18 protein-coding genes are annotated in these 22,516 nt (G+C 43.5%); 5 read left to right on the top strand and 13 right to left on the bottom strand.

The genetic code is table 11. The features are described 5' to 3' along the window. The first annotated feature begins 75 nt into the window (after positions 1–75). Positions 76–1,122, top strand: coding sequence for a tRNA 2-thiouridine(34) synthase MnmA (gene mnmA, locus D8S85_RS18875; RefSeq protein WP_240648745.1), 1,047 nt, complete (start codon positions 76–78; stop codon positions 1,120–1,122). A gap of 17 nt (positions 1,123–1,139) precedes the next feature. Here the strand turns inward: mnmA and D8S85_RS18870 are convergent, their stop codons facing one another. The 4 genes from D8S85_RS18870 to lysS form a co-directional block, all read right to left on the bottom strand. After that, a complete protein-coding gene (locus tag D8S85_RS18870) occupies positions 1,140–2,339 on the bottom strand; it encodes a hypothetical protein (RefSeq protein ID WP_106482037.1) in 1,200 nt (399 codons plus the stop codon). 4 nt (positions 2,340–2,343) lie between these two features. Then, positions 2,344–3,300, bottom strand: a complete 957-nt coding sequence (locus tag D8S85_RS18865) for a nucleoside recognition domain-containing protein (RefSeq protein WP_240648744.1) — start codon at positions 3,298–3,300, stop codon at positions 2,344–2,346. A gap of 127 nt (positions 3,301–3,427) precedes the next feature. Next, positions 3,428–4,432 (bottom strand): NAD(P)H-dependent glycerol-3-phosphate dehydrogenase, encoded by a 1,005-nt coding sequence (locus tag D8S85_RS18860; RefSeq protein WP_106482035.1) that lies wholly within the window; start codon positions 4,430–4,432, stop codon positions 3,428–3,430. Between the two features lie 92 nt (positions 4,433–4,524). After that, complete coding sequence (lysS, locus tag D8S85_RS18855; RefSeq protein ID WP_106482033.1) at positions 4,525–6,249, bottom strand: lysine--tRNA ligase; 1,725 nt, start codon at positions 6,247–6,249, stop codon at positions 4,525–4,527. 321 nt (positions 6,250–6,570) lie between these two features. On the opposite strand from lysS, the gene recJ reads away from it, so the two are divergent. The 3 genes from recJ to D8S85_RS22060 all read left to right on the top strand — a co-directional run bounded on the left by recJ (position 6,571) and on the right by D8S85_RS22060 (position 9,914). Continuing rightward, complete coding sequence (gene recJ, locus D8S85_RS18850) at positions 6,571–8,289, top strand: single-stranded-DNA-specific exonuclease RecJ (protein WP_106482031.1); 1,719 nt, start codon at positions 6,571–6,573, stop codon at positions 8,287–8,289. 3 nt (positions 8,290–8,292) lie between these two features. Further along, positions 8,293–8,910, top strand: a complete 618-nt coding sequence (gene recR / locus D8S85_RS18845; protein ID WP_106482029.1) for a recombination mediator RecR — start codon at positions 8,293–8,295, stop codon at positions 8,908–8,910. Positions 8,911–9,413: 503 nt separating this feature from the next. Continuing rightward, positions 9,414–9,914, top strand: a complete 501-nt coding sequence (locus D8S85_RS22060; protein WP_228423273.1) for a DUF4143 domain-containing protein — start codon at positions 9,414–9,416, stop codon at positions 9,912–9,914. A 61-nt stretch (positions 9,915–9,975) separates the two neighbouring features. Here D8S85_RS22060 and D8S85_RS18835 read toward each other — a convergent pair whose 3' ends face one another. From D8S85_RS18835 to D8S85_RS18795, 9 genes are all read right to left on the bottom strand, one after another. Next, on the bottom strand, positions 9,976–10,581 hold the full coding sequence (locus D8S85_RS18835) for a TlpA family protein disulfide reductase (RefSeq protein ID WP_228423272.1): 606 nt from the start codon (positions 10,579–10,581) through the stop codon (positions 9,976–9,978). Between the two features lie 15 nt (positions 10,582–10,596). Further along, entirely contained in the window at positions 10,597–12,306 is a 1,710-nt protein-coding gene (locus D8S85_RS18830) for a hypothetical protein (protein WP_106482025.1), read from the bottom strand. Positions 12,307–12,333: 27 nt separating this feature from the next. Beyond that, entirely contained in the window at positions 12,334–12,885 is a 552-nt protein-coding gene (locus D8S85_RS18825) for a TlpA family protein disulfide reductase (RefSeq protein ID WP_106482023.1), read from the bottom strand. A 1-nt stretch (position 12,886) separates the two neighbouring features. Further along, entirely contained in the window at positions 12,887–13,438 is a 552-nt protein-coding gene (locus D8S85_RS18820) for a TlpA family protein disulfide reductase (RefSeq protein WP_106482021.1), read from the bottom strand. Positions 13,439–13,542: 104 nt separating this feature from the next. Further along, entirely contained in the window at positions 13,543–14,991 is a 1,449-nt protein-coding gene (locus D8S85_RS18815) for a hypothetical protein (protein ID WP_106482020.1), read from the bottom strand. 19 nt (positions 14,992–15,010) lie between these two features. Next, on the bottom strand, positions 15,011–15,757 hold the full coding sequence (locus tag D8S85_RS18810; RefSeq protein WP_106482019.1) for a DUF4843 domain-containing protein: 747 nt from the start codon (positions 15,755–15,757) through the stop codon (positions 15,011–15,013). Between the two features lie 13 nt (positions 15,758–15,770). Then, positions 15,771–17,243: a RagB/SusD family nutrient uptake outer membrane protein gene (locus D8S85_RS18805; RefSeq protein WP_158641646.1), complete on the bottom strand. Its 1,473-nt coding sequence runs from the start codon at positions 17,241–17,243 to the stop codon at positions 15,771–15,773. A gap of 10 nt (positions 17,244–17,253) precedes the next feature. Then, a complete protein-coding gene (locus D8S85_RS18800) occupies positions 17,254–20,541 on the bottom strand; it encodes a SusC/RagA family TonB-linked outer membrane protein (protein ID WP_127075505.1) in 3,288 nt (1,095 codons plus the stop codon). A gap of 97 nt (positions 20,542–20,638) precedes the next feature. Then, entirely contained in the window at positions 20,639–21,793 is a 1,155-nt protein-coding gene (locus D8S85_RS18795; protein ID WP_106482013.1) for a FecR family protein, read from the bottom strand. A gap of 132 nt (positions 21,794–21,925) precedes the next feature. On the opposite strand from D8S85_RS18795, the gene D8S85_RS18790 reads away from it, so the two are divergent. Further along, on the top strand, positions 21,926–22,489 hold the full coding sequence (locus D8S85_RS18790; RefSeq protein ID WP_106482012.1) for a sigma-70 family RNA polymerase sigma factor: 564 nt from the start codon (positions 21,926–21,928) through the stop codon (positions 22,487–22,489). Positions 22,490–22,516 lie beyond the last annotated feature (27 nt).

Raw genomic sequence — 22,516 nt, 5'->3', positions numbered from 1 at the left:
AACAAAATACAAAACCGCATGACAATTCTAAAATTAAACCGTATTTTTGTCCCCGACTTCAATAAATTAAGGAACATGGAAAAAGTGGTAGTCGGCCTCAGCGGAGGCGTGGATAGTTTCGTAACGGCACTCCTGTTACAACAACAGGGGCTTGAAGTCATTGGCGTTCACCTGCAATTATGGGACTCACAGGTCGGACACTCGCAAGAACCGGAAGTCGAAGAATTGTGCAAACAAACGGGCATCAAGCTCTACCGGTTGAATGGCAGGCAGCTCTTCCAGGAACGAGTGGTCCAACCTTTCATCCAAGGCTATCTCTCGGGAATTACCCCCAATCCATGCGCCACGTGTAACAGCTTTATCAAATGGAACCTGCTACGCGATCTGGCAGACGAATTAAACATACGTTACATCTCCACGGGTCACTACATCCGGGTACTCCCTTTCACGAACCATGATTACGTCCACAAAGGAATTGACCCGAATAAAGACCAATCTTACTTCTTATGGGGCGTGCCGGAAGAAATACTACACCGGGTCATCACCCCGTTGGGAGATTACACGAAAACACAGGTCAAAGAAATAGCCAGAACTCACGGCTTCACCCGCCTGGCAGAAAAACAAGAAAGCATGAGTATCTGTTTCCTTGAAAAAGGTGACTACCGGAACTTTATCGCCCGACAACCCGGCACATCCTCTTGCTTCACTCCCGGTTGGATCGTGGATGAATCCGGCAATCCCGTGGGAGAACATACCGGGATTGTAAATTACACCGTGGGACAAAAAAAAGGAATTCCCCTCAAGGGACAAACCCCACAGTACGTTTCACGCCTGTCCCCCTCCACGAACCAAATCATCGTAGGAGACAAAACAAGCTTATTCCGGACAACCTTCTCCCTACACCAAGTGCATTTAATTGACCCCGAAGAAATCTTGTCCGAAGACATCGAGGTAAAAGTACGAGGTATCGGGCTAAATCCGGAAGGATTCGCACGTCTCTCCTTCCAACCCGATCAGACATTACACGTGCAACTATCCTCTCCCGCCTGGGCCGTCGCCCCCGGACAACCGGCAGTCTTTTACCGGCAAGACCGAGTGATCGGGGGCGGGATCGTTCGATAACCGCTTTCCGCACCTTATCACTCTTCACTCCCTGTATCTTTCACCTTTTTATCAATGGAACGACAAAATGCAATATCATCACGGAACAATTTGCGATAAGTAATATACGTCTGAGACTGTTTTGCCCCGATGTAATCCATCAAATGCATCATCTGCGGATTAAAATCTCCCACCCAACTCATATCCAACCAGTCATAAGTCTTTTTCGACAAAATAATATTCTTACAGAAAGCATAAATCATGGCAGCCTCAACCCCACGTCCTTGGAATTCGGATGCAACACCAAAAATTAATCCCAAGGCCACACGCCCGCGCTTGATATAGCGATAGTACAAGAATTTCAAAATACCCAAACCGCTAATCTTACCATTCACATGCTTCACGATATAATTCAATTCCGGAATCATGATAAAGAAACCGATAGGCTCTCCCTTATAGTAAGCAAAATACAACAAATCCGGATCAAGCACCGGCTTCAAGGTCTTGAACAACACCTCCACCTGCTCCTTATCCATTCCTCCGACACCATGCACGTTCAGATTCCACGCCTTATTATAAATGACAAGGAAGGCATCTTTCGCCTGCTGAGGCGTCATCTCCCGGTAAGAAGTAATCCGGTAATCTTCATTCTTCAACAACCGTTCCGACTTCCAAATCACCACTTTGGAAAGACTCTCCATCACAAGGTGAGTCCGGTAAATATATTGCTTAAAATAATCACGGAACCCGTAATTTTCAAAAAACGGGACATAATACTTATGCGTGTAAGGCATCTGAAATACTGGCGGCTTGAAACCGTCCACCAGCAAACCCCACCACTCGTTACGCTCCCCGAAATTCACCGGCCCTTCCATGGACTCCATGCCTCGTTCCTCCAACCATGCCCGACAACGGTCGAACAGCATGAAAGCGGCCTCCTGATCATTAATACACTCGAAGAAACCCATCCCCCCTACCGAATACGAATCCAAATGACAAGAACTTTTATCAATAAAAGAAGCCACACGCCCCACGCATTGTTTTTTTTCATCCCGCAACAACCAACGGGTACACTCGCCATGGTTGAAAAAAGGATTCTTCCTCGGGTCGAATACCTTTGTAATGTCATTATCTAAAGGCCGCACCCAATTTTTATCATTCTTGTAAAGGGATACAGGTAACAGCAAAAATTCTTTTGCCTGCTTTTCGTTCAAAACCTCTTCAATAGTGTATTTCATATCTTTATAAACTAATATTTTCAACTTTTACCGGTGGGTGTATATGCACCTGCAACAAATAAATACCCCGACGAACCCACACGACAATCATAGCCAACACCACCCGGGGAAGGATCAACCAACCGACAGGCAACCCCATCACGGCAAACAACAGCGGATCCTCCAATTGCGAATGAGAAATTGCCAAGTGATGATTCAGCAAATCAGTCTCTTGATGCCCCAATTTTCCCATCTTGACATAATCCATCATGATCGCCGAGCCGTAAGCCAATCCTACCGTGTTCCCCACCAACCACAGGAAAGCCACATTCGGATTCAACCCGAACAAGCGCATCAACGGGGACAACATGGCAGACAATATTTTCAAAATACCGAACTCTTCCAACAATCGCTGCAAAATCATCAATCCCGAAATCACCAGCACGATTTTCAACCCCAACATCACACTACTCTCCAGCCAATGCAACATCGTCTCTCCAAAACCGAAAGAGATCGCCGTTTTCACCATCATTTTCTCGTTCATTTCCGGTAGCAACCAATTCAAACCGATTGCCGCAACGAAACTACCCACGATACGCAGAATCACCATCCACACCGCGGACGAACCGGTTTTCTGCAACACGATGGTTTCCACCACAAAATTATGGGAAATCAGACACATGGTCGCCATGATTAAACTTTCCCGCACGGAGAAATCGAGCGTGGAAAGCAAGGCAATCACGGTATATATGTTCGTAAATATACTGGTTACAAACACCAAAGCCGCGTCTCCCGGCAAACCGATCAAGGTAAACAACGGGGAAGCAAACGAAGAAATATAAGGCAAAATAGTAAAGTACGACAACAAGGTCACGAACAAAGATACCGGCAACATGATTTTCAGGAACCATATTGACGTCTTTATCGCCACGGGTAAGGCCTTCTTCACACACCCCCAAACCCTCGCACTGTAACTTGACATACTTTATTAATTGAAAATTGAAAATTGAAAATTGAAAATGATAAAACCCCACCCCCAACTTCCAATTTTCCAATTAAACTTTTATAATTTTAAAATCGCTTGGCGACTTTTCATTTTAAATTCTAAATTACCGAAGCTCGTCGGTCAGCAATCGAATTTCCATGGTCGGGCTGATTCGCTCGTAGAGAATGTTATAAACAGCCTCCGTGATAGGCATATGAACTTTATACCGCTGATTGATTTCATGAATTCCCTTCACGCCAAAGTATCCCTCGGCAACCATCAGCATCTCCATTTGCGCGGACTTCACGGAATACCCTTTCCCGATCATCGTCCCGAACGTCCGGTTCCGGCTGAACTGGGAATAGGCCGTTACCAGCAGATCTCCCAAGTACGCGGAAAACTTAATATCCCGTTGCATCGGATGAACGGCATTCACAAAACGTTCCATTTCCTGGATAGCATTAGCAACCAACACTGCTTGGAAATTATCGCCATACCGCAATCCGTGACAGATCCCTGCCGCAATCGCGAAAACATTTTTCAGCACCGCGGCATACTCGGCCCCGTATATATCATCGGAAATCGTGGTCTTTACATAGAAACACTCGAATAATTGAGCCACCGCCCGTGCTACCCGCAGGTTCTCACTGGAAAATGTCAGATAAGACAAACGTTCCAAAGCAATTTCCTCCGCGTGACAAGGCCCGGAGATAATCACGATCTGGCCAAAAGGCACCCCGTACTTCTGGTGGAAGAACTCCCCGATAAGCAAATTTTCATCCGGAATCATCCCCTTAATGGCCGAAACAACAATCTTATCTTTCAGCGATACTTGCAATCTTGGAGTTACCACGTTTTGCAGGAATGCGCTCGGGATGGCAAACACGATCACGTCGGAATTCATGATCACCCAATCCAGATCATCCGAAAACGAGATCCTGTCTATATCAAAATCGACACCACATAAATACCGTGGATTGTGTTTCAATACTTTAAAGGCCTTTATCGATTCAATATTTCTCATGAACCAATTAATATGCCCGTTATTTTCGGTCAGCATCTTAGCGATAGCGGTAGCCCAGCTACCCCCACCAACTACTCCAATCCTTGGTTTTTCAACTATTTCCATGATCCAATAAGTTACAAGTTCACAGGTTACAAGTTCCAGGTTTTGTTCCACACGAACTTGTAACCTGTGAACCTGTAACCTGCAACGTTCATTTAGTTAAACCAACTTTTTACCTCATCCGGGGATAAGGTCTTCAAACCTAATTTCATTTTCTTATTCAAACCGCTTAACTCCTGATGCAACTTGTTCGGGTTCTCTACCGCCTTCAAGGCTTCCACGGTCTGGTATCCGGCTTTACGAACCACAGCCACCCAATCAGCCGGGATGCCCAATTCGATAAATTTCTCGTCAGCATCCACGGTAGCCACTTTCTCCGGTTTCATCTGCGGGAACAACAGCACATCTTGAATAGACGGGCTATTCGTCAAAAACATACAAAGCCTATCAATTCCGATACCCATTCCCGAGGTCGGGGGCATACCGTACTCCAAAGCACGCACGAAATCATAATCGATAAACATAGCCTCATCATCCCCTCTCTCCTGAAGCGCCAACTGATCTTTGAACCGATTCAACTGATCGATCGGATCATTCAACTCGGAATAGGCATTAGCCACCTCCTTACCATTCACGAACAACTCGAAACGCTCCGTCAACCCGGGATCGGAACGATGCATCTTGGTCAACGGAGACATCTCCACCGGATAGTCGTAAATAAAGGTCGGCTGTATATAATGGCTTTCACATTTCTCCCCGAATATCTCGTCAATCAATTTTCCCTTACCCATGGTCTCATCCACGTTCAAACCGATAGACACGCAGAATGCCCGAATCTCGTCCTCGCTCTTCCCCGTGATGTCAAACCCGGTATACTCCTTAATCGCCTCAGACATTTTTACACGCTTGAACGGACGCTTGAAGTCCACCTCGTTCTCCCCGAAAGGAGCCTTCGTAGTCCCGTTCACAGCCATAGCCGCCGCTTCAATCATTCTTTCCGTGCTATCCATCATCCACAAATAATCCTTGTACGGCACGTACACCTCCATGCAGGTAAACTCCGGGTTATGCGTCCGGTCCATTCCCTCGTTACGGAAATTACGGGAAAACTCGAATACCCCGTTAAAACCGCCCACGATCAGACGTTTCAAATACAACTCGTTCGCGATGCGCAAATAGAACGGGATATCCAGCGCGTTATGATGCGTGATAAACGGGCGAGCCGAAGCACCTCCCGGTATAGCCTGCAACACCGGAGTCTCCACCTCCAAACATCCCATTTCCGTGTAGAACTGACGGATGGCGTTGATCATCTTCGTACGCTTGATAAACACATCCTTCACCTGCGGATTCACGATCAAATCCAAATAGCGTTGACGATATCTTAATTCCGGATCGGTAAAAGCGTCAAACACCTTACCGTCCTTTTCTTTCACAATCGGTAGCGGACGCAAGGACTTGGACAACATGACCAACTCTTTCGCGTGAACCGAAATCTCCCCCATGTTCGTGCGGAACACGAAACCTTTCACGCCCACGATATCACCAATATCCATCAACTTTTTGAAAACGGTATTATACATCGTGCAAGCTTCATCCCGACTCACATCATCCCGACTCACGTAGACCTGAATCCTACCTTCGGCATCCTGTAATTCAAAAAATGAAGCCTTACCCATAATCCGCCTGCTCATCATTCGCCCGGCGATCACAACCTCTTGCAACTCCTCCGGTGATTTTTCAAATTTATCCCGAATCTCTTTAGAAAGGTGAGTTACTTTAAATTCCGGTGCCGGATAGGCATTTATTCCCAAATTTTTCAACTCGTTTAAAGAGTTCCGGCGAATAATTTCCTGTTCGCTTAATTCTGCAAGACTCATTTTTATATGCTTTAAAAGGTTATATAAAATCTATTCGTTACCGGACATACGCCCGTTCTGAATTTTATTCAAAAATTAATGTGCAAAGATAATAAATAAAGTGCAAAGAAGAAAGCAAAAGGACCACACACCCCCTCGTTATTTACATTTCCCCTGCTTTTTGTTAAAAATTTATCATCAAACATTCAATCACATTTTTATAAAACTGAAACACAAGCGCATAACCTTATTTAGAACAAACCTGTTAAAAAATATAATCCGTATTCTTTTGAAATCCCAAGGAATTTCTGCTTCTTTGTAGCAGAATAGGAGAAAGAGATAATGAAAAAAAGATGGGTCATCAACACCCCACCCGAGTGGGAGAAAATTGACAAACTATCCAAAGAACTTAACTGCAGTCATGTTATCGCTAACTTGCTTTTGCAACGCGGTGTGGACACTGCAGAAGAGGCCCATGCTTTCTTCAATCCAACCAAAGAAATGCTCCACGATCCGTTCCTAATGAAAGATATGGACAAAGCCGTGCTCCGGTTGGAAAAAGCAATCGACACCAAAGAAAAAGTCATGATCTACGGTGACTACGACGTGGATGGAACCACGGCGGTTGCTTTACTCTACAAATATTTAAAGAACAAATGCAAAAATCCGGAATATTACATCCCGGATAGATACACGGAAGGGTACGGAGTTTCCATCCTAGCCATCGACTACGCGGCTCTCAACGGGATTTCACTCATGATCGTAACCGACTGTGGCGTGAAAGCCGTGGAAAAAGTCCGTTACGCCAAATCCAAAGGAGTGGACATCATCATCTGCGACCATCACACCCCGGGAGACGAACTCCCGGATGCCGTGGCCGTCTTGGACCCGCAACGGAAAGACTGTCACTACCCCTACCGGTGGTTAAGCGGTTGTGGCGTGAGCTTCAAACTGGCACAGGCATATAACAAGAAACACAACCTGCCGCCGGAAGACCTCGACAAACTACTCGACTTGGTTTGTGTCAGCATAGCCAGTGACATTGTTCCGATCACGGGAGAGAATCGCATCCTCGCCCATTTCGGTTTATTACGATTAAACAGTGAACCCAGCCTGGGATTAAAAACAATATTAAGTTTCTCCGGCATCAATAAAGACCTGACGATAAATGATATTGTTTTTCGCATAGGTCCCAAGATCAACGCGGCCGGGCGGGTTGAATCGGGCAACAAATCGGTCGAGCTTCTGATTGCCGACGATGAAACCAAAGCCACGGAAGTCGCCGCAAGCATCAACAACTTCAACGACCAACGCAAAAAACTGGATCACGACATCACCGAAGAAGCCCTTGAATACATCAACCAGTCCCACTACGACCAATCCCAAAAAGCAACCGTACTTTACAACCCGAACTGGCACAAAGGTGTCATCGGGATCGTGGCCTCGCGTCTGACGGAATATTACTACCGCCCGACCGTGATCCTGACGGAATCCAACGGTTTGGCTACCGGATCGGCACGTTCCGTGGAAGGATTCGACTTGTATTACGCCATTTCACAATGCAGCGAATTCCTGGAAAATTACGGGGGCCACAAATACGCGGCAGGATTGACATTACGGCTCGAAAACATCGAACCTTTCACGGCTAAATTCCAAAAAATCGTGAGTGAAACAATCACGAAAGAGATGTTGACCCCTCAAATCAATATTGATGCCCAAATCAAATTAAACGACATCACTCCGGATCTTTACGCCATGATTCAGAAGTTTGCCCCGTTTGGTCCCAACAACACCATTCCGGTATTCATGACTGAAAACGTGACGAATTTCATCGGTTCAAAACAAGTCGGACGCAACAACGAACACTTGAAACTGGTTGTCGTGGACGACACGAGAGTCTGCAACGACCGGAGCGGCATAGCCTTCGGCATGGGAAAGGCATTTCCCCGTATCAGTAAAGGCGAGTATTTTGATATTTGCTATACGCTTCAAGAAAACGAATTCATGGGTAGAAGCGACATTCAAATGATGATTCGAGATTTAAAATTCAAAGAGGAGTAAAACATGCAATCTTTATCTTCCAAACTATTGGAAAAAGCGGTAGAACAATTTGCTTCCCTCCCGGGAATCGGACGCAAAACAGCCTTACGCTACGTGTTACACATGCTTCGCCAAAGCCCCGAAGAAGTAAAACAATTCACGGACAGCATCACCGCCTTAAAAGAATCCATCAAGGAGTGTACACAATGCCATAACATTTCCGACAGTGACATCTGTGACATCTGTTCCGATCCCAAACGGGATACCCAGACCCTATGCGTCGTGGAAAACATCAAGGACATCATGTCCCTCGAAGCCACCGGACAATACCACGGACTTTACCATGTTTTAGGAGGAATCATCTCCCCCATGGACGGCATCGGCCCCTCCGACCTCCACATAAATTCTCTATTGGAACGAGTAGCCAATCCTTCCGTGAAAGAGGTCATTTTCGCCTTGCGGGCCACCATCGAAGGAGACACCACGGGATATTACATCTTCAAAAAACTCCCCCGCCAGGATGAAATCACGGTCAGCACCCTCGCTAAAGGCATAGCCATCGGTAACGACCTCGAATACACCGACGAACTCACGCTGGGACGCTCCTTAGTCAACCGGATAAAATTTAGTTTAAACGGATAACCCCATACTGGCAAATTTACATTTCACTAACAGTTAATAAACAGCTAACCTAGAAATAAGTTCACAACTACAGAGCACCGACGTGTCATAGTCGCTCAATACCCACTCTCTTAGAACGTCTTTGTTCTCTAGTAAACACTCTCGGCCAACCCCCGTATGAACTTTACTCTCACCTTTCTCCCAATTAACACTCACTATACTTTATTTGCAAACCGATTTCATACAACAAGAAATTTGAACACCTTTCCTTGTAACTTCTTTCATTATATTGAAAGATATCTTATATTTGTGTTGAAAGAAATTCAATTAAAGACAAGGCAAGAAGAAATCGCCTTAGTAATAAATTCACAAAAGGAGACTTTTCTGAAACAAGATACGGGATTTACCCGTGATGCACTTGTGGATATACCTATTGCAAATTCATTTGCAACGATCATTACAGGAATACGCCGGTGTGGGAAAAGCACCCTCCTTTTACAATTACTTCGTAGAGATTAGTCGGCATGTTTGACATAAAATCTCCCGCAACTTTCTTAGAATATTTTTCATTCCTGCAAGATGCTTATTTACTTGAATTTGTTCCGATATTCAATCATTCATTAAAAGTTCAAGCACGTAATCCGAAAAAAGTATATATTATGGACATGGGGTTATATACGGAAAACTCCATATCAATAAGCGACAATATGGGTCGACGTTTAGAGAATCTTATATTCTTACACCTACGTCGAAAATACAAGCATATTTTCTATTATAAGGATAAAGGAGAATGTGATTTTATCACGATGGAAAAAAATACAGTAAAAGAAGCTATACAAGTATGCTTAACTATAAATGACGAGAATTTCGACAGAGAATTCAACGGTCTATTAGGAGCCATGCAAAATTTGGGTTTGAAAGAAGGATATATTGTTACCCTTAATCAAAGTGATTTATTCGAAAAAGAGGATATGACAATCAAAATGCTACCTGTACATGATTTCTTTGAAATTATTGTATTATAATGAGTTGTACATCAAATCTAGATTACAACTCATTACAACACACAAATACACTTGACAACCCTCAAATCCCATTCAACGCATTGAAAACCTTTTCCGTTTGCGGATCGGATGGACGAGTCATTGTTGCATTCACGATCTTTCCCTCTTTATCCAACAAAATAAAACGGGGAATAGCTGTAATACCGTAAGCCTCCCGGAACTTCATGTCTCGCCCCATATGCAACTGAATTCCGCCCAATTTTTCCTTTTTCACCATTTCCTTCCATACTGACGGGTTTTCGTCACAGGAAAGACTGACAAAAACAATCTTTTTTTTCCTCATCTTCTTTTCCAACTCTTTCAAATAAGGAATCTCTTTGCAACAAGGCCCACACCACGTGGCCCACACATCTATATACACGTATTTCCCCTTAAAATCTTTTAATGAATACATTTTCCCTTTCATATCCGGATAATTAAAATCCGGTGCCTCCGTTCCCGGAGCAAGCTCTTTTTCAATCTGTTTATTAACTTCCTGTCGCTGATTTTCCATTGCTTTCATCAGCACATTGAAGATATCAACCTTTTCTACATTTACAGAATCCTTCGCTTCGTTCACCCCCTGCGCCATCAGGCAAAACGGGGAAAAGAACCAACAAACCAAACTTATTAATCCTATTTTCTTCATATCAAAATTCATTTATCACTCTACAGAAAGCACAACTTTATACGTCTCGTTCGGTTCGAAAAAACAATCATAGATAAAAATAAAATTATCATTCACCTCCACCGTTCCCTCAAACTTCAATTTCTTGGCCAGTTTCGCACCTTTCAGCCTCTCCGGAAAAAAATACGAAAAAGGCAACCGACCTATCGTAGCTGCATTAAAAGGATCCGGTTTCTCCATATAATAATTGCCCGTCATCTGTTGACGTCGGAATTGCCCATCCGTTTGAATAGTCAGCACATATTTTTTACCTTTCCGTTTTCCGGTAACTTCATAATACATCTTTTTTCCTTCTCCATTCAAGCGCACATCCCACTTGGGATCACCGTAATACACAAACACATCCCGGTCATACAAATACCCCATTTGGTTTAACGTGACCAATTCCTGTTCTGTTGCCCGCCCGACAGTCGCGAGACTTTCCTGATAATCACGTCCCACGTTATCCGTTTCCGGATAATCAATCGTCAAAAATTTCGGATTCCATTCATGCAAACGACTCAATATAAACTGAGTATTCAAGTACACGGCCTCCGCAAGAGTGTATCGTCCCGGATCAGTCATCCAGAATTTCCAAGTTCCCCATCCGGCTTGCCCGTGCCATTCGGGAACACTATACCCGGCCAAAGCACTCACGTTACCGTCCTTGATCCAAGCGGTCACCAAATTATCTGATTTTTCAAAAGTAGCACCCCCGTAGTTTCCCATGGCCAAATACACCCGACGATTACTCCCCCGCGGGAAATACAACTTCCCTTGTTTCGAATCCGCATATAACTTTCCGTGATCCACCCGGATAGCATAATTTTGAGCCTTAACAATCTTCAGTTCCTCCATTCCATAAGAACAAGTCAACAACAAATTCGGATCCAATTGTCCGTATAAATCCAAAAACTTATTCAACAACGAATCTGTAATAATCTCATAGGCTGCCAACGTGTCGTTTTTCCTTTGTTTTTCTTTCCAAACAGCCATAACCCTAGTTTTTTGCAAATAACGATCCACTTGAAGTTTCTCCCTAAATTCTTTCTGTAACAATAAAAGAGAATCATCAACAGGCTGCCCACCTTCTCTTTTTTCCGATATCACTTTATTCAAGTGTTCAACCTGTCGTGCAAATTCCGGATCTGCATTAGCCAGTGCATCTTGAAATGCCGATATATGTCTAGAAAAAGCATTACTCTTTATATTAGGATCTATCACGACACATTTATCAAAACTCGATGTATATTCCATTTCCGGGGCAGTGCTTAACGCCGAACGGATAATCATAGGAGTTTTAGCATCTTCAATCATACGCATAGCACTCTCCGCATCATATCCCGTGATAATTCCCCATAGAAAAGTTCCAAAAATACCCGAACTCATCTTACGGTTTATTTTATGCATCATTTTAATATACTCGGCGGTAATATTCTCCGCTTTCTCTACCACGGCCACATACCGGGGATTCGCCTTCTTTAAAGCAGGCAACGCCTCCTCCGGCCAGCTCTCAAAAGGGATAACGAATGCATCATGTCGTTTTTTCAACACCTCGATCACCTTATTCCATCCCGCATCCTCCCGCACGGTCTTACCGGCCAATATCACGTATTCATACTCGTTTACATCCCGTTCCGCCAAAGCGATCGCGGGAAACAAACACACCAATAACACGACACCACACCATATCTTTTTTATACTCATATCCACTCATTCAATATTTTATCATTTTCAAATACCATCCAATTCGGACAACGCCTTTTCTGTCTGGGACCAAGCAGGCATACCGAAATTACTTTCCAGTATCCGTCCTTTCTTATCCAACAGTATAAAACGGGGAATAGTCAAAATCCCGAAATCTCTTAAAATAGGAGCCTTTTCTCCCTCCGGACACACCCATTGCAAAATTCTCTTTTTCTCCGCTTTCACCAACCGCTCCCAAACCTCTCGATGACGATCCACGGAAATACTCACGAATACAATCTTCTTATTATGGAATTCCTCCTCTAACTTTTCAAAATAAGGAGTTTGCTCTATGCAGGAGGTACACCATGTCGCCCAAAGATCGATATACACGTATTTTCCCCGGAAACTTTTTAACGAGACTCGTTTACCGTTCAAATCCTTAAAAACATAATCCGGCATTTTATCCCCTTTTTTCAACAAAACAACCGGTTGTTCTTCCCCCTTCACGGTATCTTGTTGCAAGGCAGCCTCCACGCTCGCGAAAGCGACAACCGACAACAGGGTAAAAACCAACCTCATCCCTCTTTTTCCAAACATATCAAATTCCCTTTAATGCACGTAATGTCTCGTCTGTTTCCGGATCAGATGGTCTTGTCATATCCGGATCAATCACCCGCCCCTTTTTATCCAACAAGATAAAACGAGGAATGGCTTTCACCCCGTACGCTCCCCGAAACATCGGATTCCCGTCAAAATTCAACTGTATCCCACCCATCTTGTTACGCCGAAGATAATTCAACCATGCCTCCCTGTCATCATCGCAAGAGATGCTCACGAAAACGATCCTTTTCCTCTTAAACAACCTTTCCAACCGTTGAAGGTGAGGAATTTCCGCCTTACAAGGAGAACACCACGTCGCCCAAAGATCAATATACACGTACTTACCTTTCAAATTCTTCAATGAAAACTTCCGTCCACTGGTATCCACCGCCAAAAAATCAGGAGAAGGATCTCCCGGTTTCAATTTCTTACCCGGAGTATTTACCTCGTTCTCTTTTGCCACGACCTCATCCACATTCTCTCCCCAACAAGCAGCAAAAGAAAAGTCCATGCTTACCAGCATACAAACTATAATAAACAATACTTTCATATCTTTCAATTCATAACATGATACTCATACAAACCTCTTCATTGGAGGGATAAATTTTTGCACGGGAGGGATATTCCACGTCTCTCCCGTGCAAAAAAATTCGTTTAACTATCTTTCTTATAGAATATTTTCAACGGTTTATCCGCCACTCCCCGGTATTCCCGAACGATCTTTTTCGTATCCATTTCCAGAATATAAATACTCCCCTTCAACTCCTCTTCCGCCCCCGGATTCCATATTCCCAAATAAACATATTTTTCGTCCGAACTCAACTGCATACATGTAATTTCTCCGTCTAACGTCATAAGAGGCGTTTCCGGCAACGTGAAACCTTTATATATCCACTCGTACAATTTATTCCCTTCGGCATAAAAAGTCAAATAATACGTGTTATTGGTCAACATCACGGTTTCCCGGGTCAACGTGATGGGTTGTGTAGCCAGATACGATGATGTTTTGGGATTTTGAAAAGCTCCTTTATAATTGAACAATCCGGCCCGAGCTGTCATATCATCAAAATAAGTTATCGTCACAGACAATGGATTTTCCGGATCGGTAGTTATCACGTGCAATCTATTTCCCTCATCCGCCATGAAATTCACGATATACTGCCCTTTGAAAATTTCATCACTTGAAAACCTTTGATTCGGGAATGACACACTAAATACATGATTAAGATAAGATTCTTCAAAATTCACGAACAACGCATTCCTACCACCTTGAAAATAAACTTTATCATATTTTTCCTCGGTAAAAGACCCCGTATTCGGTGTTACAAGTCCCAATTCATAATCAATGGACCATATTTTCTTGTCCCCTCCCCAAGCCAACGACTTGTACACAGGACTATTCTCAACGAGAACAAACGCACGCAAGCTAGCTTCCGAATATTCCTGATCAACCCGAATAGAGTTCAGATAATCGAAAGTCACCTTATCATATTCGTGAATCACTTTTCCTCCATCTGATATCACAAGTAATTTCTGTTTATACCACGACACGTCTCGCGGATGATTCAACACAATTTCCGGATTTACTTCCTCACAAGCGTTCAGCATAAACTCTTCCTCTCCCGTAACCACGTCTTGCGGTCCTTTCGTACGCAAAAAGGACGTTCTTCCCACATGATTTTCATTCTCGCTCAACACCAGCAACCCCTCTTGAAAAGGAGTTCGAACAAAAAGGTGAAAATAATAAAAACCACTTCCATCTTCATTCGTCACACGTAAACGCACTTTAAATTGTCCCAATTTCCGAAAGGCATAATGCAACACGGGATCCTTTGAAATAACCTGAAGAGAATCCACTATTTTCCCGGCATCATTTACGGCACCCCACGACCATTCATAAGTCATGTTTCCTTCTCCCGATTGAGTTATAGAAGCCTCAATCTTCGAATCTAGTCCGAAATCCACGTAAAAAGTATCTTGAGCCGCTTCTATATGAATCAACGACAACTCCCGAATCACCCCAACCGACTCATCATCAATACAAGATTGCCATATTCCCAAGCAAGCCAAAGAGGTCAGTATATATAAAACTATTCTTTTCATAACTTCTTATAATTTACAATTAATATTTCGGCATTGGAATATTCACATCCGGATGCGGATTCTCCTGATAATAGTCATATAAAGGATGTACAATATATTTTACTGTCACATACTCGTAATTTTGCCAAATATACGAGGCATTCCACCCGGAAAGATAACTATACAACGTTTTGTAGATAGTCGGATTTGTTGTTTCCAGACTTGCTAACTGTTTCATGAATGCCCCATACAACTCTTCCGAAAAACTACCCAAATATGTATCACTCCACCACCCGGGGCGTGCCACCTGCTGTAATTGAAGGATAACCCGATAAGGGGCACTACCACCCATTCCCGGAACCAGGTCAAAATCCTCATTTGCTTTCAGCCGGAATCCGATCGAGACACGCTTAAAAGAAGCCTCGGGATCCCGATTCCGATATAAGGTTAAAGGCAACGAAGTTTCCACCTCTCCGGCTTTCACTATCGCCTCTTTTCCGAGAAAATAGTGAATATTTTCTTCTCCCGTCGTTAAAGAATCTATCAATTCCACGCCTACCGCCCGATCATAATCTCGCGGCATTCCCATGACCTGAATGTATATGTTTAAAGACGTGGAATCGATAAGATATGTAGAACTAAATCCATAGGGGAGAGAATCCCCGACCAACGTCCAATATGCTCCATCTTTCTGACTAGTATCATATCTCAGGTAATCACGGCTACAAGCACTAAACAATACAATTCCCAAAACAATCCACCAATTGATACTATTTATATGTTTCATAATTCGTCCTATTTTAATTTATGTCACTTTCCTCTTCGTCATCATACCTGTATTCAAATTCCGAATCCGGAATTAAAAGCGTGTACAACTCTTCTGTCCCCGTCAGAAGCGTATAAGGCGAGGTCGCGGTCAAATACACTTCTCTCATCTGCCGTTTCATGTTGTAAAACTCTTGTCCTTCCCCGAAGAACTCTTTTTTACGTTCCCGGTTAATATCATCCTGTGTCAGAGCTTTTCCCCGATCTTTAAATTTATTCAACCCGCGGGAGGCAATAAAAGTATCAAAATAATCCCTGGCCAAATCCGGATCTTTTTCCAACAAAGCCTCCGCCATAATCAGATACATTTCGGGCAAACGGATCATATTAATTCCGGCAATGCCACCTCCATAGTCCAGTAGAGAGGCTGTCATATTGCTCTCCAAAAGCAATTTCATAAAGTAATCTTTAGCTTCAGCGTCACCCGTTTTTTTCCGAATCCATCCCACCCGCATTTCGTTTCCCACATCCACGCCACTCGGGTACAAATCATCAAACAACGTGTAAAGAGCGTTCGGATACAACGTTCCGTCCAGTCCTGTTTTGAAAATACCGTAAAAAACCTTCTGATATGTTTCCGTCAACTGATTATTATAGATACCCCATATTCCCTCTTTTTTCGCAATAATTTGCGCCGTGAGTTCTTTTATTTCCGTGGGTTGCGCCAACTGGAATTTCTCACTCTCGATTACTTTACGCGCATAGATGGCAGCACTATCCATATCCTCTTTCATCCAATACACCCGGGCCAGCGTGGCCTGACAAGCATACAGGTTAAAATGAATCAGCGGTGTATTCGTAAAATCATTTCCTCCATCCATTTTTTCCATTCCCTTTGTCAAAAAGCGTTCGGATTCTTTCAAGTCCTTAATCACGGACGCATATACCTCAGCCACCGTGCTAAAAGAGGTTACCAAAGGAGTCCATTGCCGCACATAAGGTATTCCCCTAGCTTCCGGCTCCCTTGCCACGTGCGGGGCAAACAATCGAACCAAATCAAAATGCAAAAAAGCGCGTACTCCCAAAGCTTCTCCCAAGTAAATGGAATAATACCTCATCGAATTTTCATCCTTAGCCGATAAAGCATTAATCAAATTGTTCGTGTAACCGATCGTTTGGTACATCTGAATCCACATCGCACCATATCGAGCTCGCGCATCTGTGTTCTCGTGAGAAAACTGCGCGACAGCATAACGATCACTACCATGATTCGTGTTCAACAAAAAATATTGTGCCATCAAATCGACCACACCCCACGTCATATCCTCCCCGTACAATGCACTCTGTCCCAATTTGGCATAAACACCATACAAAGCATCTTCCACACCCACAGACGTGGCAAATAAATCACTTTCCAAAATATCCGACTTCGGACGGACAGTCAGGAAATCATCACAAGACCACATTCCAAGGGCCAATCCTAATATCAAAACATATATTTTCATCATTCTCATCATATTAAAATGTTGGACTTATTGTAAAATTAAATCCTCGCATATAAGGATAACTGGTTCCCCTCTCATATTTCACGGTCGATAAGCGCAATACATCGGAGAACGTCACCCCGACCATTAATTTTTTCAACCCGATTCGGCGTACCCACGAGGGATTTACGTCATAATTAATTCCCAAGGAAGATAAATACAACTCATTCTGTCTCTCCACGAAACGTTCCGAATGATTATAAGGCATATTCGGATCTATTCTTATATAATCCACCACATCCCCCGCTTTTTTCCATCGTTCCGTGAAAGCCCGTTTATCCACATTTACCCGGTAATCAATATTTTCAATTTTTGCCGCACGGGTGGAATTATATATATCTCCACCCCAAGTATAAGATAGAGCCATATTCACCGAAACGGATTTCCACGCGAAGGAAGACATGATGCTACCCTGCATTTTAGGCACCGAGATTCCAACCGCCACCTTATCTTGTGGATCAAATTTAAACGTGTAAGTTCCATCCTTCTTGATAAATATCTCTTGTCCCGTTGCCGGATCAATTCCCTTGGAACGCACGGCATAAATGGCGTCTTGCGATTCCCCCTCTTCATATTGGAACTTAGGAGACGATAAAGTAACCTCATCCCGATTCTCCGAGTTCTGTCGTTTTAAACTACTACTGATCTTGGTAATCTTGTTTCTTGTCTTACTTCCATTGAGGGTAATTCTCCAAAACATATCCGTTTTTTTGATGATTTGACCGGAAACAGACCATTCTATTCCCCAGTTTTCACTTTCGCCCAAATTAGCCATCGTACTGGAAATCCCGGCAGAAGGCGGTAAAGAAATAGACAACAGCAAATCTTTCGATATCTGCTTGTAACCATCCAAATTCACATCCACCCTGCCATCAAAAAGAGAAATTCCCACTCCCCCGTTCCAAGTCAGCGTACGTTGAGCCTTTAGCTGGTCATTTCCCATCGAACTAGGTATCGCCCCCAATCCCGTGTAATACGTATTCTCCGGATCGTATTGATAAATCGTCATGGGTTTTATTCCCCCGAAGTTAGAACTGCCCACGTACCCCACGCTTAAGCGAAAACGCAATAAATCCACCCAAGAATCTTTCAGAAATGCCTCATTCTGAGCATTCCAACCGACACCACAACTCCAATAAGGAGAGTAAAGATTATCCGTCCCGTAATTCGATCCCCCGGAAGTTCGAAAAGAGCCGTCTACAAAATAACGATTATCGTAAATAAAATTCAGATTCACGTACCAACCGACAGAAGTAGAAATCGTCTCTGTCCCGGAAGGCTTTCCACTTGCGGGATACGAAGATGCATAACTCAAGTCATCAAACTCGGGTTTCAAAAATCCAACCCCCAAAAAGGAGAAATTAGATCGACGATTATGCGAGGCCGTTCCCCCACCGTGTAAACTTAATATAGTTGTATTATCTTCTCCAAATAACTTACTATAATTCAATGCATAAGTCAAACTCCACGAATTTCCTTTACTTCCGGTAATAGTATAACTACCCTTCTGTGATTTTTCCAGTTTATCCGACCACGTGGATGAAGTGGGAGAATCGTACACGTCACTCTGCGTATTGGATTGCGTATAAGAAAAAGTTCCTGTCGCGTAAAGATTTTTAATGATATCCCAACGTGCACCCAGAGAATTCGTAAAATTCTTGATGGTACTTTTACTAAAACCACCTGTTGTTGCATCGTACAAGGGATTCCGGAAGCCGAAAGACAACGATTCATTCCAGTTTCCATATTCATCTTTAGGCGCATCATAAGGATTAATCTTCACAAAATCGGCAAAAGAACCGTAAGGAGAATTTTTAGAATCCGTTTCCGTCCAATTCGAACGATAATTCAAATTCAATTTTTCAGCCACGTTATAGGAAAAATAAAAACCGATACCATAAGTTTGATGAAAATCTCCTTTCATCACCCCGCGCGTATCCCCGTAACTCAAATTAATACCGTAATCAACCCCACCCCCTCGTCCGGTCACAGCCAAAGAGTGTTTGAAAGACCACGAATTTCGCAACGGTTTTGATTTCCAATCCGTGTTTACCCCGGACTTTACCAATTGGTATTTCCGATTATATTCCTCGTCTTTTTCCCCTTTCGCATCGACATACTCCCCGTATAATCTCTCCAACTCCAACTTTTGCTCTGCATTACACAGGTTAAAAGACGACACGTCCGGGAATTGCACGTTCGGTACGAAATTGTAACGCACCCGCAATTTGCTATCCGTTACCTTCTTGCGCTGTACGACAATCACCCCGTTGGCAGCCTTGTCCCCGTACAACGCCGTGGCAGAAGCATCTTTCAACACATCCACCCGGTCTATCTCGTACATATCCAAATCGTACAGTTGCTCCAAGGTGATCTCAACCCCGTCCAAAATAATCAACGGACGATTCAATCCAAGCTCCCCTTGACTGGCAATAGAAGTGGTTCCCCGAATGATAATCTCCGGAATGTAATTCGGGTTAGACCCTTGTTCATTATTCTCCACGATTCTTAAACCGGGAGTCAATATAGACAAAGCCTGAAAGAAATTCGTTTGGGACACACGCAACAAATCCTCCCCTTTTACCGTGGACACCGCTCCCGTGTAACTATTCCTGTTTTGAGTGAACAAACCGTTCACCACCACCTCTTCTACTTCTGTCACATCATCTTCCAGCGTTACCTGTAAGTTCTTCTGATTTTTCAGTTTTACCTCGACGGTTTTCATCCCGACAAAAGAGAACACCAGCACTTGATCTTCTCCTTCGGGGACAGCCATTTCAAAACGACCTTCCGCATTCGTCGCAACTCCTTGACTGGTTCCCTTCAGCACGATAGTCACACCCGGCACCCCATCGCCATTCACATCAACAACCGTTCCCTCGTAAACCGTCACGTTCATATTCTGCTCTTTGGGTAACCGAGGAGAAATAATCACGTGAGATTCTTCAACTTTAAACCCCAAATCCGTGCCCTTCAAACAAAGTTCCAACGTCCTCTCCAATGTCTCATTTTTCACCGTCAACGACACCTTCACGTTCTCCGGCAAAAGAGAACTGCTATACACGAATTTATAACCCGTTTGCCGCGTTATCTCTTTAAACACCTGCTGCAACGAGTTCCCCTTTACATCCAAGGTAACTCGCACCTCTTTCTTTTGCGCCTGCCCATTGAAAATGGAAAAAAAGACGAGTAAAATACCCAAAAACAACCTTTTCATGATGTAAAAACAACATCCGACATCATAATTCTCATTTTTTTTCATAATTTTGTTCTCATTAAATTTTATGAATTTATTAGGTACACCTAAAGCTAGGGGAGTGTTCTCAGCACTTCCCTATTTTTATTTTAACACGTTTCAATTATTCAGCCATTCGTACTGTAATTGTTCGTCCCCGCACTTCAAACTTGACGCAAGTTGCCAGCTCTATAATATCCAAAACCTTATCTATATCCTCGTAACGCGGAAAATCACTCGTGAATTTCAACTGTTCAACCCTTTCATCTTCAACCACAATCTGCACATCATACCATCGCTCCAACTCTCGTAACACTTCAGCCAACGGATGATCCTCAAATACAAAACGCCCGCTTTTCCATCCCGAGTAAATATGAATATCTACCTGCCGCACCTCCAGATGCCCGTTATTCAATGCCACCTGCTGTCCCGGATTTATTTTCACTCGCTGCTCCCCGTAAGCGACTTCCACGCACCCCTCGACTAAAGTTGTTTGCCGCTCTTCCCCCTCATACGCCCGCACGTTAAAAGAGGTGCCCAATACCCGGATCCTCATCCCGTTCGCGTTCACGATAAACGGCCTGTCAACACACTTAGCCACTTCGAAATAAGCTTCTCCGTTAACCTCCACTTCCCTGCAATCATTTTTAAACCGCACGGGATAAGATAATTCACTCTCGGCATTTAACCACACGATCGTTCCGTCTGACAATTCCAAGCTATACTCGCCTCCCCGGGGAGTATATACCCGGTTCACAGCCTCTATTTTCAACGAATCTTCTCTTGAATAAACAATATGGTTATCTTTTATCGAAATCACGGTAGATTTTTCCTCTACTTTCAACTCAGACCCACCGGACAATTTCACCCGTTGCCCGTTATCCAAAACCAACACGGCCCGACGCTCACCCGGAACAATCGGAATTTCCACCCGGGCAATCTCATGCTTTCCCTGTCGTTCGGATCTCCATAACCAAAAAACAGAACCACTCACCACACAACAAACCACGGCAGCAACCATCGCCACCCGCATCCATCTCGCACGTCTCACTTCCCGTCTCTTTCTTGCCTCAAATTTCCGATACCCTTTTTCAAAACTAAACGCCCGATGCCCCCGTTCCTTCCTATCCCAATACTCCCGACCACGAAAACCTATCAACATTTCCCGGTGCCTCTCGCTCTGCCGCACCCATTCATCCAAAAGACGTTGCTCCTCCTCGGATATTTCCCCGAGTAAATAATCATGGATAATTCGTGCTATTTCAAAAGTATTTTTCATGTATCCTTCCGTTTTTCATGAGTAGAACACTACCTATAAACGAAAGTGTCAAAAAAAAAGTATACTTTTTTAAGATAATCCAAGGAAAGGCCATTAAATATATTCCTATATTTGCCCATGCAATAAAACAACATGATATCCAAAACAGAGCAGCAAGATTGGCTAAAACGGCTTTGCGCCGGAGAGGAAGAAGCATACCGTTTTTTCTTTAAAGAGTATTATCAAATATTAGGTTCTTTTGCACAGCAATACGTCAAAGAAGAAATGATCGCCGAGGATATTGTCAATGATGTCATATACGAATTATACCGTAACAAAAAATCATTTCCCGATATCGTTTCCTTAAAATCATTTCTCTTCACGTCTATCAAACATCGCAGCCTAAACTATATCCGAGGCAAAAAAGCACAGGAACGTTACCTGCAAGATCCACAAGTCGCAAATGATACGGAAGAATTTTTCCTCGATGCCATCATTGAAGAAGAAGTATACTTTCTCATGCACAAAGCCATCACCGAACTGCCCGAAAAAATACAAGAGATCTATAAATTAAGCCTCTCCGGGGAATCCAATGAAGCCATCGCCGCACAACTCCATTTGACAATCGACTCCGTTAAAGCCTATAAAAAACGGGGAAAACAGATATTGAAAAAGAAATTACAGAATTTACTCCTGTTCTTAAGCGTCACATTATAAACAGAGAATGAACCGGTACTTCATCCC

Origin of the sequence: Butyricimonas faecalis (assembly GCF_003991565.1) — a bacterium.
GTDB classification, from domain to species: Bacteria; Bacteroidota; Bacteroidia; order Bacteroidales; family Marinifilaceae; genus Butyricimonas; species Butyricimonas faecalis.
Note: the sequence above shows the minus strand (reverse complement) of the source record. Positions and strands in the feature narration are given on the sequence as shown.